The organism is Crenothrix polyspora (assembly GCF_900163755.1).
Lineage (GTDB): Bacteria > Pseudomonadota > Gammaproteobacteria > Methylococcales > Methylomonadaceae > Crenothrix > Crenothrix polyspora.
Genome location: NZ_FUKI01000119.1, coordinates 118,392 through 136,169, shown reverse-complemented (window position 1 = coordinate 136,169; position 17,778 = coordinate 118,392). Strand labels below are relative to the sequence as shown.

Annotated in this window: 14 protein-coding genes; 3 read left to right on the top strand and 11 right to left on the bottom strand. The window is 44.2% G+C overall.

The window, feature by feature from the left end:
• Window positions 1-49: 49 nt before the first annotated feature.
• A complete protein-coding gene (locus CRENPOLYSF2_RS10350) occupies window positions 50-1,282 on the bottom strand; it encodes a preATP grasp domain-containing protein (RefSeq protein ID WP_087143867.1) in 1,233 nt (410 codons plus the stop codon).
• A gap of 53 nt (window positions 1,283-1,335) precedes the next feature.
• Window positions 1,336-1,560: a hypothetical protein gene (locus CRENPOLYSF2_RS10345; RefSeq protein WP_087143866.1), complete on the bottom strand. Its 225-nt coding sequence runs from the start codon at window positions 1,558-1,560 to the stop codon at window positions 1,336-1,338.
• 748 nt (window positions 1,561-2,308) lie between these two features.
• On the opposite strand from CRENPOLYSF2_RS10345, the gene CRENPOLYSF2_RS10340 reads away from it, so the two are divergent.
• The gene (locus tag CRENPOLYSF2_RS10340) at window positions 2,309-3,508 is read left to right on the top strand and encodes an FAD-dependent monooxygenase (RefSeq protein WP_087143865.1); all 1,200 of its coding nucleotides are present in this window, start codon (window positions 2,309-2,311) and stop codon (window positions 3,506-3,508) included.
• 613 nt (window positions 3,509-4,121) lie between these two features.
• On the opposite strand, the gene aspS is transcribed toward CRENPOLYSF2_RS10340, so the two are convergent.
• Both aspS and CRENPOLYSF2_RS10330 read right to left on the bottom strand, forming a co-directional pair.
• Window positions 4,122-5,921 carry an aspartate--tRNA ligase gene (aspS, locus tag CRENPOLYSF2_RS10335; protein ID WP_087143864.1) on the bottom strand — a complete coding sequence of 600 codons (1,800 nt, stop codon included), beginning with the start codon at window positions 5,919-5,921 and terminating at the stop codon, window positions 4,122-4,124.
• Between the two features lie 111 nt (window positions 5,922-6,032).
• Window positions 6,033-6,278: an FmdB family zinc ribbon protein gene (locus CRENPOLYSF2_RS10330; protein ID WP_087143863.1), complete on the bottom strand. Its 246-nt coding sequence runs from the start codon at window positions 6,276-6,278 to the stop codon at window positions 6,033-6,035.
• A gap of 98 nt (window positions 6,279-6,376) precedes the next feature.
• Here CRENPOLYSF2_RS10330 and pyrC point away from each other — a divergent pair, with 98 nt between their 5' ends.
• Entirely contained in the window at window positions 6,377-7,414 is a 1,038-nt protein-coding gene (gene pyrC / locus CRENPOLYSF2_RS10325) for a dihydroorotase (protein WP_087143862.1), read from the top strand.
• Between the two features lie 22 nt (window positions 7,415-7,436).
• On the opposite strand, the gene CRENPOLYSF2_RS10320 is transcribed toward pyrC, so the two are convergent.
• Complete coding sequence (locus CRENPOLYSF2_RS10320; RefSeq protein ID WP_087143861.1) at window positions 7,437-8,573, bottom strand: type III PLP-dependent enzyme domain-containing protein; 1,137 nt, start codon at window positions 8,571-8,573, stop codon at window positions 7,437-7,439.
• A gap of 44 nt (window positions 8,574-8,617) precedes the next feature.
• On the opposite strand from CRENPOLYSF2_RS10320, the gene CRENPOLYSF2_RS10315 reads away from it, so the two are divergent.
• A complete protein-coding gene (locus CRENPOLYSF2_RS10315; RefSeq protein ID WP_087143860.1) occupies window positions 8,618-8,878 on the top strand; it encodes a hypothetical protein in 261 nt (86 codons plus the stop codon).
• Between the two features lie 369 nt (window positions 8,879-9,247).
• Here the strand turns inward: CRENPOLYSF2_RS10315 and CRENPOLYSF2_RS10310 are convergent, their stop codons facing one another.
• The 6 genes from CRENPOLYSF2_RS10310 to CRENPOLYSF2_RS10285 all read right to left on the bottom strand — a co-directional run bounded on the left by CRENPOLYSF2_RS10310 (window position 9,248) and on the right by CRENPOLYSF2_RS10285 (window position 17,770).
• Complete coding sequence (locus tag CRENPOLYSF2_RS10310; RefSeq protein ID WP_087143859.1) at window positions 9,248-10,984, bottom strand: multicopper oxidase domain-containing protein; 1,737 nt, start codon at window positions 10,982-10,984, stop codon at window positions 9,248-9,250.
• Between the two features lie 265 nt (window positions 10,985-11,249).
• The gene (locus CRENPOLYSF2_RS10305; RefSeq protein ID WP_176371095.1) at window positions 11,250-12,653 is read right to left on the bottom strand and encodes a TolC family outer membrane protein; all 1,404 of its coding nucleotides are present in this window, start codon (window positions 12,651-12,653) and stop codon (window positions 11,250-11,252) included.
• Between the two features lie 4 nt (window positions 12,654-12,657).
• The gene (locus CRENPOLYSF2_RS10300) at window positions 12,658-14,064 is read right to left on the bottom strand and encodes an HlyD family type I secretion periplasmic adaptor subunit (protein WP_087143857.1); all 1,407 of its coding nucleotides are present in this window, start codon (window positions 14,062-14,064) and stop codon (window positions 12,658-12,660) included.
• A 59-nt stretch (window positions 14,065-14,123) separates the two neighbouring features.
• Window positions 14,124-16,100: a polysaccharide biosynthesis protein gene (locus CRENPOLYSF2_RS10295; RefSeq protein WP_087143856.1), complete on the bottom strand. Its 1,977-nt coding sequence runs from the start codon at window positions 16,098-16,100 to the stop codon at window positions 14,124-14,126.
• Between the two features lie 163 nt (window positions 16,101-16,263).
• Window positions 16,264-16,824: a sugar transferase gene (locus CRENPOLYSF2_RS10290; protein ID WP_087143855.1), complete on the bottom strand. Its 561-nt coding sequence runs from the start codon at window positions 16,822-16,824 to the stop codon at window positions 16,264-16,266.
• On the bottom strand, window positions 16,808-17,770 hold the full coding sequence (locus CRENPOLYSF2_RS10285; protein WP_087143854.1) for a UDP-glucose 4-epimerase family protein: 963 nt from the start codon (window positions 17,768-17,770) through the stop codon (window positions 16,808-16,810). The genes CRENPOLYSF2_RS10290 and CRENPOLYSF2_RS10285 overlap by 17 nt, the downstream gene beginning before the upstream one ends.
• Window positions 17,771-17,778: the final 8 nt, after the last annotated feature.

The window sequence follows — 17,778 nt, the reverse complement described above, 5'->3', positions numbered from 1 at the left end:
ATAGGTTTTGTCAAAACAAATAACGGTATTCTACAGAATCCCCGCACTTTTAATCACACCCGATGACACCATAGCCTGTTTCCAGGTCAAATAATAACTCACTGTAGGCCGTTTGTAGTTCATAAAACGTTGCGGGTGATATAGCAATATTTTGTGTAACATAAGCCTCTGGAATAGGCCGGTTATACTGCCGCTGCCTTGATTTTATAACATCAAAAAGGGCTTTTGCATAAAGGCCGCCGTTATAACGCGCATTAATCTCGGAAAAGAAAAAACGGTATTCACCCGTTAAAGCGTCATGATACTCAACAAAGTCAAATCCAGCCCAACCTGATACCCCCATCTGGTATAAACGTTTCGCGAGCCTTGTTGCCGCCCCCACTATTTCTCTATGGGTTCTAGCGGAAGAGGGAAAGATACTGCCTGCAAAAATAAGGTTCTCATCAAGGCGCTGGTCAGTGCTATTAGCCAGCAAAACCGCCCCGTCATCAGGATCAATCCACACAGTAACGTTTGGCGCAACGCTGATTTTGAAAAGTGGCTCAACTAAGTATTCCGTATTATCACGACGATCCAGGATTTTTTGTAAAGCGCCATCAAGACACATCCCTTTTTTAATAACGAAAGTTGCTGAGCCTGAAGCACCGACAACACCTTTAACAACAACATTTCCAGTCATGCCCATCTGTCGCTGGACGGCTTCTCTTAATTTCTCTTTCGTTAAATTATCGCCATTGCTTGTTAGAATATTGCTTATTAACTCACCCGGTGCTACCGGAACATTGGATTCAATTGCAAGTTGTCGAGCAATATCTTTGCGGTTTACCCGTTGAGCAACAGACAAATTAGCACCAATATAAGCAACGCGATTTCCCAATAATTTTTTAAGCTGCACCACCAAGTTTATTTCATTTTTACCCGCCATAAATGGGTCTATAACCACAGGTTCATTGCCTACAAGAGCCTTGATACGATCAAGCGCAGAAGCATCAAGAACAAGACCTTCAGTCAGTGGGACATCAGACGCTACCGGCACTACAACAATTCTTTGTGGATCAATCGTTAATCCGAGCGTGTTGAAATAATTGAGACAGGCATTTTCAATGGGAGACGACACTACGATTATATCTTTTGGCCTCATCAGCAGCATTGCTCGTGCGGCGGCCTTATCATTTAAATTTACGCCGGATATTTCACCTACTGATGTAACAGCATGAATAAAAATGCATATTTCATCAAAACGTCCATATATTTCAGGAACACTAGCAACAGATATTGGCATAATAAATTCAACTTTAATTTATGGTATAAATATTCATCTAACAGGATTGCCAATCAATTGTATGTGCAATATCCCTTACCATATCCCATGTTCATGTCAATAAGCCGCTTTCCACTTACATCCCAAACATGAGCACCCTCTGCACGTTCGATCATTAATGGAAGGTGATAGTCAAGAACGCGCATGGTACTGCTATCGCCAGCAGCCACGCTGCCACGAGCTCGTTGCAACAGGCTTTCTGAATCTTCAACAAATTTAGCGCTCACTACATGATTCATCGTATATTTCCTACAAGAACTTAAAGTATTACAAAATCAGAAACTTAAACCGCACTACCATCTCAAACGTTTTTTAAGATTTGACGTAGCGCATTATAAAACCCTGTAACAGTTCAATATATTGAACTGTGCGGCAACAAGATTATGCCTATAGAATATTGGTATTTCTAGCAGAATAATGTTAATAATTGTTAATAATTGACAACAAATGTTAATAATTATCAATAAATGCTAATAATTATCAATAATTGTCAATAATTACTAATAGCCACATATTTTTAGGCACTGTAAAATCGTATAAAACTATGATTTTAAAATACATTAATTCGATAATAGAAGCACTGGAAACTGTTTACGCAAATGTGTGAAATGAACCAAAGGGATTTTGTAACTTATCGTGGATCGGACAATACGTAATTATCACCGAACACAATTGGCGCAAAACTTAACTTTTCTTAACAAGAGAAATATTGAATTTTTGAACAGCTAACTATATCTTGCCTACCATTGTAGTGACGCAAAACTACTATCAACAAGTAAGTAAATTTGAGTAATTTATAAAAAGGCTTAAGTATTGTTAAGGAACGTGCATGAAATAACTTGAACAACTTAAACGCCACCACCGTTCGTGCTGAGCCTGTCGAAGCATGAACTTGCTCAAGTTATTTCGTGCGCGTTCCTAAGTATTGATTAGAAATTTAATTCTTATAGTCAGGAGTAGGCACACTAAAACATTGGAAATACAGTTATGGAACGGAATATCGGTAGGCATAGAAAGGTTTTGATCGCAGGGGGTGGTATCGGCGGCCTGGCGGTGGGCGGAGCCCTCGCGGAACTTGGCTTCCGAGTTACCATACTCGAGCAAGCCGACGATTTCCGCGAGGTTGGTGCCGGTATACAGATTGCACCTAACGGAATCCGTGCCCTTGCGGCGCTTGGCCTCATGGGTCGTATCCGCCCGTTTGCCTGGAGTCCCACTGCGTTAGTGATGCGTGATGCCTTCACCGCGACCGACATTGTACGCATTCCGCTGGGTGACGGTTTTCTCAAGCGTTTCGATGATCCCTATATGGTAATCCACCGCGCAGACTTGCTCGCCGTGCTGCTGGATGCCTGCAAGAAAAACCCACTGATCCAGCTTGAGACCGGCACCCGTGCCATCGGATTCAGTGAAGGTACGGACGTGACCCTGCATCTTGCCGATGGACGTGAGTTGCACGGCGACATCCTGATTGGTGCCGATGGTTTGCGATCGGCGATACGCCAAAGTCTCATCAACGATGGGGCTCCTCTGCCACCGCGCTACATCGTCTACCGTGGTGTTATCCCGCGTACGGCGCTTCCCGATGAACTGTGGTCGCCCGATGTCATCATGTGGACAGGCCCCGATGCCGACTTCGTGCATTACCCGCTGCGCACAGGGGAACTCTTTAATCTCGTCGCAACGTTCAAGGCTGGCAAAGAACTGAATCCGGAGGATATCGCAGGTACACGCGACGACCTAATGACACCCTATGCAAACTTTCGTCCCGAGGTGCAGCGCATGTTAGCCCTGCTCACCACCGAACGCCGCTGGATGGTCACTGACCGAGATCCCGTAAGCGGCTGGGCCAGGGGGTCAGTGGCGCTAATTGGCGATGCCGCGCATCCCATGCTGCAATACATGGCTCAAGGCGCGAGCCAGGCGCTGGAAGATGTCGTGCGACTGGTCAGCGCGGTGCGTGCCGAACCCGACGACATCCCCTCCGCGTTTGCGGCCTACGCAGCCAGTCGTTATTACCGCACGGCGCGGGTGCAATTCTCAGCGAGGCAGATGATTGAACTCTGTCAGGTCAGCGGCTTGATGGCCGGTTTACGTGCCCGCTACTTCGGCAATCGTACGGAGCAGCAACTTCACGATGGTCTGGCCTGGCTCTACTCGACGCGACCTCACGAGACATTCCAATAATCGCCTTCAACCAGTGCAGAACGTGTAAGGTGTATTAATCGATCGGGTGGAGATAACGGGATTGCACCCGTTATCCCTCCCACGCCACAGGACAGGACATGCGGTTTTCCGCATCCGGCGGTTGAACCCAACGACTCAAAGCGTCGCAAAATCTGACGGTACAAACAAACCCCAGCGCCGAAGATGTGCATTGTTCAACACAGTATGCAACATCGCCGTTGTTGGCAGATACTGAAGTAGTTCCACCAACCTCGGATTCAGATGACAAGTTTTAGCCCATGCTGGACACACTAACTTGAGCTGCCTGCTGTTTGGCAATCCAACACGACCAACGCGTTGAAATACCAGTATCTATAGTGTTTTAACCGTACTTATTCTAGTACTCAGTCAATTTTATTTTGGCGAGTGTGAATTTTAAAAAACCGTTCGTGGTGAGCTTGTCGAACCATGAACCACAAGTCCTTCGACAAGCTCAGGACGAACGGAGTATTTTATAGTACTCGACAAAGTAAAAATGACTAAGTACTAGGTATTTCAAGCCTATTTATAAACACAGATTATCACAGATAAATCGACATAAAATCCGTGATAATCTTGCCTCACCCGTGTTTCGCTATTTGGTTTGCGGCGTTTTTTCCTTACCTGCCGGTTTAATTAAACGTATACCCAGCTCTTTCAACTGTTCATCCGTCACCACCGCAGGCGCACTCACCAACGGACACGCCGCTGATTGTGTTTTTGGGAAAGCGATCACATCACGGATTGACGTAGAACCGGTCATCAACATCACCAAACGATCTAATCCAAACGCCAAACCACCGTGCGGCGGTGCGCCGTATTTTAAGGCATCCAGCAAGAAGCCAAATTTTTCTCTGGCTTCTTCTTCGCCAATACCCAAAATTTCAAACACGGTTTGTTGCATAGCAGTACGGTTGATACGAATCGAGCCACCGCCAACTTCCGTACCGTTCAACACCAAATCATACGCGCGTGATAATGCTGTACCTGGATTCGCCACCAAGTCTTCAACCGAACAGCTAGGCGCGGTAAACGGATGATGAATCGCGTTAAAGCGGCCTGATTTTTCATCCCAGTCAAACATCGGGAAATCCACCACCCACACCGGTTTCCATTCGCCTTGCAACAATTTAAGGTCGTGGCCTAATTTAACCCGCAGCGCGCCCATCGCTTCGTTGACGATGCTGGCTTTGTCCGCACCAAAGAAGATCAAATCGCCATCTTGTGCGCCGGTTTTGGCCATGACACTCGCCCACACGTCAGCGGAGGCAAATTTAACAATCGGTGATTGCAAGCCGTCAATGCCTGCCGCCAAATCGTTGACTTTAATATACGCCAAACCGCGCGCACCGTAAATGCTGACGAATTTGGTCAAATCATCAATGTCTTTGCGGCTTAACAACTCGCCGCCGTTGGGTACGCGCATGGCAGCAACACGGCCTTTTGGATCATTCGCAGGCGCTGAAAACACCTTGAAATCCACGTCTTTCATGTCGTCGGCAATATCGACCAATTCCAGCGGAATCCGTAAATCAGGGCGATCAATACCGTAGCGCGAAATGGCTTCCTGGTAGCTCATGCGTGGGAATTTGGCATCCAATTCCACGTTAATCACTTTAGCAAACAACTGGCGAATCATTTCTTCCATGATGACCATGATTTCGTCCTCATTCATAAACGAGGTTTCGATATCCAGTTGGGTAAATTCAGGCTGGCGGTCAGCACGCAAGTCTTCATCACGGAAGCAGCGTACCACTTGATAATAGCGATCCATACCGGCAATCATCAGCATTTGTTTGTACAACTGCGGTGATTGCGGCAACGCAAAAAATGAATTTTCGTGAGTACGGCTGGGCACAATATAATCGCGTGCGCCTTCTGGTGTGGCTTTGGTCAAATACGGGGTTTCAATCTCGAAGAACTCATTGTCATCCAAGAAGTTACGCAAGATGCGGGTGACATCGCGGCGCACCTTCATTTTTTCCTGCATGGCGGTACGGCGCAGATCAATATAACGGTAGCGCAAACGCAGTTCTTCGTTGACTTCAATGTCGCTTTCTATCGGGAATGGCGGGGTTTCCGACTCGTTCAGCACTTCGATGTGCTTGGCCAGCAATTCAATCTCACCGGAATTCATATTAGGATTAGTCGTACCGGCGGGACGATCGCGCACGATACCACTGATCTTCAATACGTATTCACTGCGCACATGCTCGGCAATGGTAAAGGTGTCAGCAACGTCAGGATCAACCACCACTTGCACCAAGCCAGCGCGATCTCTTAAATCGATAAAAATAACGCCGCCGTGATCACGTCGTCTGTGTACCCAACCGCAAATGTCAACGGTTGCTCCTAGCTGCTGTTTATTAAGTTCTCCGCACTTGTGGGTACGCATGGTGTTTTTTCCCTATGTTTATGGTAACTAAAATGATTAATGATGGTTTGCAAACTGCGTTTGGGCAAATACTGAAAGCTGATTTTTTAACTGATTGGCAAGCTGAGATGATTATTCGCTGACTTTAGCCGATACACTGGGCGCACCACCCTCTCCTGCAACATTCTTTTTTGTCCCGCTTTTAAAATCAGTTTCATACCAGCCAGCACCCTTTAACCTAAACCCTGCTGCTGATATTTTCTTAAGCAAATCAGGCTTATTGCACACAGGACATTGTGTTAACGGTTCGGCACTGAGTTTTTGTAAAGCTTCATACGCATGCCCACAAGATTGGCATTGGTATTCGTAAATTGGCATTGATGACTCCTAAAGTGAACAGATATAGCGGGCGGTAGTTGGTTTTTCAAGTCGCTTCTATAATAATAGGTGCTATTTTACAGACTTAAACGCTAATCATGAAAACATTAACCATAACCCAGCCTGATGACTGGCATGTACACGTCAGAAACGGCGCAATCTTAAAGACTGTTATCGCACATACCGCCAAGCAATTCGCACGGGCGATTATTATGCCTAACCTTAAGCCACCCGTAACCACTGTCGCACAAGCCTTGGTTTATCGGGATGAAATCTTGCAAGCCGTGCCTCATGGATTAAATTTTTCGCCGTTGATGACTTTGTATTTAACCGCCGCCACAACACCGGAAGAAATCCAACGGGTGGCAGAATCTGAATATGTCCATGCGTTTAAACTGTATCCGGCAGGCGCAACCACCAATTCTGATGCCGGTGTTGCCAATGTAAAAGCCATTTACCCACTGCTGGAAGCGCTGGAAAAATACGATGTGCCATTACTGCTGCACGGTGAAGTCACTGATGCAGAATGCGATATTTTTGATCGGGAAAAAGTATTTATTGAGACGTATTTAGTGGATGTGGTAAAAAACTTCCCTAATCTGCGCATTGTGTTTGAACATGCCACCACACAAGAAGCCATCGAATTTGTGCAGGCATCATCCGATAAAATTGCCGCCACTATTACCCCGCAGCATTTATTGTTTAACCGCAACGCCATGTTAGCAGGCGGCATACGGCCACATTATTATTGTTTGCCGATCATTAAACGCGAGCAACACCGCTTGGCGTTAGTCGCCGCTGCCACCAGCGGTAATGCAAAATTCTTTTTGGGCACAGATAGCGCCCCGCATGTGTCGCATCTAAAAGAAAATAGCTGTGGCTGTGCGGGCTGTTACAGCGCCCATGCCGCCATCGAATTATATGCCGAAGCCTTTGATGCTGCTAATACACTGAATAAATTAGAAAATTTTGCCAGCTTTAATGGCGCAGATTTCTACCGTTTACCACGCAACACCACAACCATCACCTTAAAACAACAGCCGTGGCAAGTGCCTGCCAGTTACGGGGATGGCGAAATAGCCATTACGCCGCTAAAAGCCAATGAGAGCTTGTACTGGCAATTAATTGCACCATAGTAGCGGTATACACAGACTTTATTCAAGCCCATTGTTGATAGTAATCTTGATAACTGTCGTGTTTAATTTTATCAAAATTTTGGCCATTGTACAGATACACACTGGGCAGCGCGTAGCCATTAAAGCGATTAGCCTTAATCAAGCTGTAAGCACCGACATTTTTAAACACGACTTTATCGCCGATTTTTAAAGGCGCTTTAAAACGGTATTCACCAAACACATCGCCTGCAAGACAGCTACAACCGGCCAGAATCATTGAATATTGCCCCTGTTCATCGTGTTCATATAACGCTGGTCGATGTTGGTACTCAAACACCTCAGGGTTATGGTTAACCGAAGTATCTAATATTGCAATAGCTTTGCCATCACTGACAAAGCTATCTAACACAGTAGCCATTAAATAGCCGGTATTACCAACAACTGCTTTGCCAGGTTCGATGTAAACATCAAGATCAAAATCTTTTTTTAATGCTAAAACCAAATCAATAAACGGCTGATGATCTCTAATTTCAGAAAACAGATAACCACCGCCCAAGTTAATCCACCTAAGCTTAGCCAGTTTATCGCTCATATAAGCACGTAACTTTTCTACAATTTTAATGAGCGGCGTAAAATCGCGTGCTGAAAATACGGTATGAATGTGCAAGCCATGCACTCTATCAAGCACATTGGATAACCACAAAGCATCAATATCCACACCTAATTTAGAATGCGGTCGACAAGGATCAAAGCGCGTATCCGCTGCAAAAGACAATTTGGGATTAACCCTTAAACCGATGGATGATCTGATTTTAACGCTATCAACAAATTGCGCATGCTGTGTTAGGGAATTAAAGTTGATATGGGTAACAATAGCGGCTAACTCAGCAATTTCATCGGATCTAATGCCCGGCGTGGTTAAATGAATTTCGCCTTTTCGGCCTAATACATGGTGTGCCAAGCGGGCTTCAAACAACGAGCTAACTGAAAAGCCATCCACAAATGGCTGAGCCATTGCTAAGACCGCGCAAGAGGGCAAAGCTTTTATGGAGTAGAGTATTTTTACACCACATTGTTCACGTAATTTCGCCAAAACAGTTAAATTAGCGATGATTTCCGTTGCATCCAGCACGAATACGGGGGAAGATAAAAGCGAGTCTTTTGCGGTTTGAATATCCATGATTGACAAATTCCTTTGGCCAACACTGTAAGCGCGTGGTAATTATGAGTTTAAAACAGCTATCAACAAAAATAACGGCATTAACAGGCAGAAATGTGTTTGATATCTTGGTTTTTTTACTATTAGCGATGGTGGTTATTAAGCTGATTAGCTTAAATACCGGTGTCACTGTGGATGATGATACCTGGAGTGATTTTAAAACCGAGCACAATTGCCAATTACAAAAAAGTGCTTATGGTAACCAAGAAGCCAGTTGGTTGTGTGATGATGGCAAAGTGTATTACCGTTGGCGGCAGCAGCGTTAAGGCTATGCCGAATAAACGCTACCAATTTAAACTAGTAGTCAGTCAACTTTATTCTGTCGGGTGTTACAAAGACCTACGAGGTTTTAAAAACCTCGTAGGTCTCACGCTGGTCAAAAATATACCCGACATATCAAGATTGACTGAGTACTAGGTTGGGGTAACGTTAAAACCCCCAACCTGTTCAATTTGGTGTATTGCCTAACGGCGAATACACCTTACGAACTACAGCGTTTTCACAGTTCAATAGTTACAGCGTAACCGTTCGCACTGAGCTTGTCGAAGTGTGCCGTTCATGCTTCGACAAGCTCAGCACGAACGGTGGCTGCAACTGTCCTAAGTTGAAAACGCTGTATATCAGTAATGCAATTATTAACGCTGATTTTTAATCAGCTTGCGGGCATGATCAATCAATACCTGTCTTTTAACAACCAAGGTATAACTGAATAAACCCATGAGCAAACCAAAAAACAGATTGCTAAATGCAGAGCTTTCTACCGGCGCAGGTGTTGAACCCAGCATGGCTTTAGCAACCGGTTGAACCGCCACTTTAGACGGCTGATATTCGGCCTTAATATCAGGTAAGCCTAAACTGCGCCAAGCATCGTAATCTTGCCAAACCGGATAACCGGCCCTCCAATAATTTTTAGTAAAGTATGGCGCTAAACTCATACCGTGCAAAGTGGGGATACCTTTATCATCCAAAAATTCTTTATACACCGCCAAGCTGATATCACCGCCTTCACCCACCCCATTGGTGGTAAACGATTTTTCGACGTGGTCATGGAACATCCAGATACCCTGGCCAAAACTGTGCAGGCCATCATCTACGCCGCTCAGCTCTAAATCAATACGTTGTGCAGGCTCCATGCCGTGTACGTCACGCTGTATGTAAGAGCCCGCCCCGTTATCAACACCGTCATAATGGGTGATTGTCGGTTTATGACCGTGAATATGTAAGGCCAAGCTCTCGGTGTGGCCATTAAGGACGCGTAACTTAACCAATTTGTCCTTGTCCATTTCAATCAATGATTCTCTGATTGTATAAGGGAAAGAACGACCATTGAGCATAAAATAATCATCGGTGGCTTCGGTGCTGTCGTATTCCATGTTCATATGCTTAGCAATCAAACGCGGATCGTTAGCAGAACGTGCGACCACTTCATGTAACTCTTTATCCGCTGATTGGTAGTGCAAATCGTATTCTTTGGCGTATTTTTCACTGACCGCAACCGACGAATGCCTTACCTGCCCTGCCCCAACATTTAAAGTTTGTGGCCAGTTATTAGGCCGATTTTCTTCCACTACGAAAATACCCTGCAAACCCATCGGAATATGGGTATGCGGCTGCACATGGCAATGATAATACATCGTACCTGGCTGACGTGGCTTAATCACGTAAGTTTTGGTTTGCCCAGGCATGGTATCCATATTACTGGTTTGCCCCACACCGTCGTTACCATTGCCACCTTTATCCATAAATGGATGGTCAATACCGTGCAAATGAATGGAATGCGGCAAATAATGAGTATTTTCTAACACTATCCAAACGGTATCATCTTGCTCAACACGAATAACGGGCGACGGCACACGCAATAACGGATTAGCAATCGACTCATAAATACTGAGCGTTGACATATCGCGGGTTTTGGGCGCAAACACCCAAAATGTTGGCTGTATGCCGGGGGCAATATCAAACGTAGTAATCGGTGATTTAACATCCGGTGAACGACCATTTAACTCGACAATTTCCAGCTTAATAATAATTTTGTCAGGGTCGCCATCGCCATCGACATCATCAGACATGGTCACAGCATCGGCTGCTAACTGTGTCTGCATCAAGGTTTCCATCGAGATATTATTGGTGCCTTTGACAAATGCAGCAATATCGGCGGGATTGTCAGGGTTACAGAGTTTAGACTCTTGTATGGCAACGCCATCAATGACTTGTTCTTTACGCCACTCAGGATCGGTAAAGTTAGAACAAACATCTTCTGACGGCCCTACATCCACTTTGACAGAAGGGGGTAAATCAGTCGCAGCCTGACCCTCTAAGTGTGCAAGAAGCAGCACAGTGCTACCGATAACGGTAAGAAGGTTTTTTCGCATACATCGCCTCAATAATAATGTAAAGAATTAACGCGCCACTCACAGCGCCAGAATCAAACACGCAAGTTATTTTAACCGAATAGCGCGATGGCGGCCATTTAATCCTATCGGCTAAATCTGCACAGTCAAGATAACGGGCGTACGGCCTGTTAAAAAGCTTACCTCACCGGCAGTAATCTGATGATGTTGACAGAATAAGGAGTTTTATCGCGTAACTATTGCGTATTTTACTAAGTGCGAACTGGCCATGTGAATGCCGCAGCAATCAAGGACGCTTAGGTTTACTGGGCTGGCTCGATGTATTAATAACCTGAGAGACATCCGGTTTTTCAGATGCAGATGCGGTTACTAACCAACTGTTTAACTTAATGACTTCATTAGCCAGTAAACGTCCGGCCTGATAATACAAGGTACTGTAAGCCTTAATGTAGCGATAACGCGCTTGACGTTGGCCTCTGCGGGCTTCAGAAAGCTGTTTTTCAGCATTAAGTAAGTCAACAATAGTGACCACACCTAGGTCGTAGCCTTCTATCATGGCATCTCTGGATTTTTCACTGGCATCCAGTTGACGATCTGTTGCTAAGCTGCGTGCAGGTGATGATGCCATATCCAAATAAGCCGCACGAATTTTTTGCTCCAATTCACGCAACTTTAGTTCACGACTGGCTTCGCTAAGTCCTTTGCGAGCTTTTGCTTCTCTCACTTTAGCGCTGGTAATACCACCTTGATAAAGTGGCAGAGTTGCTTCAATACCCAAAGTACCCACTTCATAAGGTCTTGATGAGGTACCATTGATAGATGTATCAGTATAAATACCGCTTACCTGTAATTCAATACGCGGTAAATGCGCCGCTTGATAGCTGGTAATACTGCGCCTAGCTGAATCAACCGCATAATTTAATGCCTTCAATTCAGGATTAAATTTTCTCGCATCATCCACCCAAATTACTACATTATGTTCAGGCGGTTTTTGATTAAAATTTAGCCGAATCGGCTGGACGTTTGTAACGGCATCATCGGTTAATTCGCGTAATTTTTCTAAAGCAATATTGGCCTCATTGTCACTGTCAATAAGATCGGTTTTGAGTGTTTCAGTACGCGCCTGTATTTCGTAAAGATCGGTAATTAAAGCCAGTTGTCGAGATTGCAAACTCTCTACACGTTTAAGTTGCTTCTCGGTAGAGTCCAATTCAATCGAGATAATCTCACGCTTGTCACTGGCTTCCAGGGCTGTAATATAACGCTCAACAAGATCGGCTATCAATTGTTGATGACTAGCCAATAGCTCTTCTTCTTTTTGTGAGGTTTCTGCTTGCCGACTTTTCATCCATAGATACGCTTGTGCATCAAACAGCGGTTGACGGACATTAATGCTGGCGCGTTTACCCGGATAAGTTGATGTATCGTTTGTTGAGGGATCGTTGAATATTAATTGTTTTCTATTTGATTCGATGTGAGAGCGATTCAGCGAATAATTAGCTGAAGCTCTAATATCTGGTAACAATTGACCAAATGCCTGATCTTCTTGGGCACGCGCCATATCCACCGCGTATTCACTGCCACTTAACTCAGGCGATGCCAATACCGCGCGTTTATACAACGATAACAAATCATCAGCACACACCGGCACACTAAAAACCAATAGCCCTGCATATAATAAATAACGCACGCGACTAATCCTCGATCAACGAACGAGCAAATATATTACTGAGCGGCTGAGCTAGGTATTCAAAAAACGTACGCTCGCCGGTATTAATTAATACTTCTGCTGGCATACCGGGCACTAAAATTAAGCCGCGTTTTTTCAATTCGTCCAATCCCGCCTGATCCACTTCTACTGTGGCTTTAAAATACGGCGGTTGCTGGGTTCTTGTTTCAGTAATAACGTCGGCGGAAAGCTGAGTTAGTCGACCTTCAACCTTGGGTGTTTTGGCGCTTTTAAAAGCACTAAAGCGAATTTCGGTGCTTTGGCCAATATGTACCCGATCGATATCAACCTGCGACACATGCGCATCGACAATCAACTTTTCTTGTTGCGGTACAATTTCTAACAAAGTGCCGCCCCCCTCACCCGGCTCACCGCCACCTGGTTGAGAGCCTGGGGCAATAATGGCACCTAATGTATCAATATTAAGATTCATGACCATACCGGCTTCAGGTGCCTTAATAATTGTACGGGTCACCGTGTCGCTAAATAACGCGATTCTTTCCCGTACATCAGACAGTTCTGCCTGAACTTTACCCAATTCTTCAACCACTTCGCTTTGAAAATCTTTATCAATTTGCAATGCTTTTAGGGTAAGTTCACTGATTTGTGTTTGTGTAGTTGCAATATTGGCATCAAATTCACCGTGATCGCCTTGTGCATCGGCCAAGCGACGCTCCAGCTCACTGACCTCGGTTTTTTTAACATAGCCTTTAGCCAACATGGCATTCATATCAACCAACTCTTGCTTTAAAGAGTAAGCCAAACTATTACGGCTGTGTTTTTGTGAATTAATGCCATCAATCTTAGCGACTAATTGTTGCTGCTGTTCACTAAGAATTTGTCTTTGACCTTGACGTGATTGCTGGCGCACAAAGAAGGATTGATTTTGTATGCGCATGGCTTCTTGCGCACGAATATCATTCGCTTCATTACGCAGGCTTGCAGGGTAATTTAGGCTTTTTTTGCCGTCGCGTTCTGCCATTAATCGTGCTTCATGCGCTAAAGCAGAAAAAAATTGCCCGCGTAAAATTTGCAACTGCGCTTTAGAAGACGTGTCTTCAAGTTCTATAAGTGTTTGTCCTTTGCTGACAATATCACCATTATGCACATGAATGGCCTTAACGATACCGCCTTCTAAATGCTGGACTTTTTTATGGCTGCCCTTAACCTTAAGCGTTCCAGGAGCCAATGCCGCACTGCCTAGGGGAGCCCAATACGCCCAGCCCCCGAAAAAAACAAAAACAAGTAAAATAATGAGATAGCCTAAATATTGCATAGGGCGGTCATCAGAAAAGCGTATTAAATCAGCTTGGGAGGTATCGTTAAATTCAGATTTTTTAGAGAACTTATTTTGTTCAGTCAATAAACTCATAATGCAATGGTATTTTAGAGGCGCAAGCGACAGTGTTCTTGCAAGACAGGCGGTTATTTTTAATGAATATCAGGTAGGGTAATTCTATTTTCTTCTTGCCAGAGTAAATCACCTATTTCACAGGGAGGGACAAAGCCAGACACAGCACCCATTAAAATCGATCGAATTAGCTCAAAATCGTCTTCTTTGGTGCCTTGCTCTAAAGCAGCCAGCATTTTTTGAAGTAAGGTCCAAGGGATAACATGCTCTTCTGCACGCATGATTCTTTTATGAGAGGTTTCGGACACATTATCACCAATCAACAGTTCTTCGTAAAGCTTTTCACCGGGCCTTAAACCGGTAAAGCTAATTTCAATTTCACCTTCAAGATGATGCTCATCTTTTATTTCCAAACCGCTCAGATGAATCATACGTTTAGCCAAGTCAAGGATACGAATAGGTTCACCCATATCCAAAACAAACACGTCACCACCGCGACCCATTGCACCGGCTTGTATTACTAACTGAGAGGCTTCAGGAATAGTCATAAAGTAGCGAATAACCCGTTCGTCGGTAACGGTAACAGGGCCACCACGGGCAATTTGCTCTCTAAATAAGGGCACAACCGAACCTGATGAGCCCAATACATTGCCAAACCGCACCATTGTAAAGCGCGTATGATGTTTAACACCAGCATCTAAACTTAACGCCTGCAAAATTAATTCTGCAAAACGCTTGGTCGCACCCATCGTGTTAGTAGGTCTTACAGCTTTATCCGTTGAAATTAAAACAAACGTCTCAACATCGGCTTTTATTGCTGCTTGTGCCGTATGCAAGGTGCCAAAGACATTATTCCAAATCGCTTCACCAGGATTTTTTTCCACCATCGGTACGTGCTTGTAAGCCGCCGTATGATAAATGGTCTGTATTTTAAAAGTGCGACAGACTTTTTCAATACGATGCGCATCAACAACCGATCCTAGTACGGAGACAATCTCAATATCTGGGTTTGTTGAGGCTTTTATTTTTGTTAGCAGATAATTTAATTCTTTTTCAATTTCGTACAATGCAAATTCGCACAACTCAAAAAGAATTAAAGTAGCTGGCTGTAATTGAATAATTTGCCTACACAGCTCAGAACCAATAGAGCCACCTGCGCCGGTTATCATGACTACTTTGCCATTAATATTGGCCTGTAGCAACGATTTATTCGGCGCAACTGCATCGCGGCCGAGTAAGTCAGCAATATCAACTTCTTGCAAAGTGTCAAAAGTAACTCTACCTTGCGCAATATCCGATAAACCCGGCATTGACATCACATGCACACCGTAAGGTTCTAGTAAACGGATGATCTCACTTTTTCTGGCACGTTGCGCCGAAGGAATGGCTAATAAAATATTGGATACATTGTGTCTTTTAATCAGATAACTGAGTGAACTGAGCGGATAAATGCGTAAACCATTGACTTTTTGCTTGTGCAATAGCGCATCATCATCAATAAAAGCCACGGGTCTGAACTCATTACCATACACCAGTGCTGAAGCCAGTTGCACACCGGCACTACCCGCGCCGTAAATAATAACATTCTTTTTAGTGCTATCCACTATGGCAATGCCTTCGCCAGCGACACGAAAATAGCTTTCTCCCAAACACCAACGCGCAAAAAAACGACTGCCCGCAATTAATACAACAATAATTAGCCAGTTTAAAGGAAAAATAGTATGTGGAACACTGCTGATGTCAATTTGTAGAAAAATAAATCCAAAAACAACAGCATAGGCTGTTGCTGCTTGAATAATCGTCCACAAGGCACGCACTTCCATATAGCGAATAATGGCGCGATAAAGTCCTATTTTAAGAAAAATAGGAATGGCAATAATGGGAGCAATTGCAACGAGATACCATTCGTTACCTTTGGGCGTATATAAAACGCCAAAACGTAAATAAAACGCCAACCAAAGTGCAAATAAAGTAAAAAAAAGATCAACACTAATCAGTATGAATACTTTTGTTTTACGTGAAAGCTCTATAAACCATTGAGCTAATTGTGATCCCATATATTCTCTAATGTTTTAGATTCGTCAGAACTAATGCTTGTTGATTATCTGGCCGTATTATACCCGATTCATTGATTTCAACGAGAATAGCTCACAAAGCTCAGTCCAGTACTACAGCGCTCTAATATTAGTCTATTTTTAGTGCATCCATTCAAATTAACCACTAGTGCGTAACACCATCACTGCGAATAACTTTTACAAATGTCATCCAGATAATATAAAGATCAAATACAAATGATCGTCTTTGCAAATATTGCTGGTCAAAACTCACCTTATCAGGAATAGGCAACTCATCTCGGCCATTAATTTGTGCCCAGCCTGTTAAGCCAGGCAATAATTTATCGACACCTTGCAAGGTACGCAAAGCCACCAAATCATCTTGATTAAATAACGCAGGGCGTGGCCCTACAAAACTCATATCGCCTTTAAGAATACTCCACAGCTGCGGTAATTCATCCAAACTCGATCTACGTAAAAACGAGCCAACAGGTGTTAAAAACTGCTCTGGATTTGTCAACAGATGTGTGGCTAGCGTAGGTGTGTCAATACGCATAGTTCTGAATTTTGGCATTTTAAAAAGGGTGTTATTACGGCCCACACGATGAGACCAATACACAATAGGTCCCTTGGAGCTCAGCCTAACACATAATGCCACTAAAACAATGGGAACAATTAAGGCAAATGCTGCCGTTAAAGCTAAGGCTACATCAAATATTCTCTTCATTTAAATACCACTTACCAAGACGAGATAATCCTTCGGTTGTACTGAGCGGCGGTGTCCAGTTCAATAAGGTTTGCGCTTTGCTAATATCAACCTGCAAAGAATCGCATAAACGTTGCGCGATCTGCTCACGGCCTAATAAACCTAGGATTTTTTTTACTAGCACTGCCGGTACAGGCCATAAAAACACACGCCTATGTATCGCTTTAGCAAGACCACGTATTAATTGCGTTGTAGACATCGCCTCATTGTCGGCCACCAAAAAAAGCTGATTAGCTGCGTTCGGGTGATAAATACAGGTAACGATAAAGTCGACTAAGTTATCTAGCGCCAAAAAACTTCGCTGGTTATGGATAGCACCTAACGGTAAAGGGACGCGTTTATTTAACACGTTTAATAAATTAAAGAAATTACCTTTTACACCGGCACCGTAAATTAAAGGCGGACGGATAATCACTATCTCTAGTCCCGTCTCAGTGGCTAATGCCCGTAAACCGTCTTCGGCTTCATGCTTTGATATACCATAAGGATCAACAGGGGCTGGCTCGGTCAACTCTGTATAAGGCTTGCCATCTGTGGTAATTTCACCGTTCACTTTTATAGAACTGATAAAAATAAAACGTTTAACCCCTGATGCAGCCGCCTGCCGCGCCAAATTAAGTGTTGCAGAACAATTGCTTGCACGGAACGCTGCCAATGGATTTTGTACCGTGTCGTTCATCACATGCACCCGCGCTGCGGTGTGTATTACACAATCGATGCCTTTAAGTGCCGTCGTCCAATCAGTATCTGGCATCAATTCGGCAACAAAAATCGACTGCACCTTAGTTGTCAAAGCGCGGTTGGCATTACGAATATTAGCGCACACCTGTAATTCAGGTAAACTTACAAAACGGCTAAGCAGAGCTGAACCAACAAAACCTGCCGCACCTGTCACCAATACATTCAATTAAAACC

Coding starts and splice junctions, on each gene's coding strand:
- CRENPOLYSF2_RS10350 (WP_087143867.1), bottom strand. CDS start 1,282: ATGCCAATATCTGTTGCTAGTGTTCCTGAAATATATGGACGTTTTGAT.
- CRENPOLYSF2_RS10345 (WP_087143866.1), bottom strand. CDS start 1,560: ATGAATCATGTAGTGAGCGCTAAATTTGTTGAAGATTCAGAAAGCCTG.
- CRENPOLYSF2_RS10340 (WP_087143865.1), top strand. CDS start 2,309: ATGGAACGGAATATCGGTAGGCATAGAAAGGTTTTGATCGCAGGGGGT.
- aspS (WP_087143864.1), bottom strand. CDS start 5,921: ATGCGTACCCACAAGTGCGGAGAACTTAATAAACAGCAGCTAGGAGCA.
- CRENPOLYSF2_RS10330 (WP_087143863.1), bottom strand. CDS start 6,278: ATGCCAATTTACGAATACCAATGCCAATCTTGTGGGCATGCGTATGAA.
- pyrC (WP_087143862.1), top strand. CDS start 6,377: ATGAAAACATTAACCATAACCCAGCCTGATGACTGGCATGTACACGTC.
- CRENPOLYSF2_RS10320 (WP_087143861.1), bottom strand. CDS start 8,573: ATGGATATTCAAACCGCAAAAGACTCGCTTTTATCTTCCCCCGTATTC.
- CRENPOLYSF2_RS10315 (WP_087143860.1), top strand. CDS start 8,618: ATGAGTTTAAAACAGCTATCAACAAAAATAACGGCATTAACAGGCAGA.
- CRENPOLYSF2_RS10310 (WP_087143859.1), bottom strand. CDS start 10,984: ATGCGAAAAAACCTTCTTACCGTTATCGGTAGCACTGTGCTGCTTCTT.
- CRENPOLYSF2_RS10300 (WP_087143857.1), bottom strand. CDS start 14,064: ATGAGTTTATTGACTGAACAAAATAAGTTCTCTAAAAAATCTGAATTT.
- CRENPOLYSF2_RS10295 (WP_087143856.1), bottom strand. CDS start 16,100: ATGGGATCACAATTAGCTCAATGGTTTATAGAGCTTTCACGTAAAACA.
- CRENPOLYSF2_RS10290 (WP_087143855.1), bottom strand. CDS start 16,824: ATGAAGAGAATATTTGATGTAGCCTTAGCTTTAACGGCAGCATTTGCC.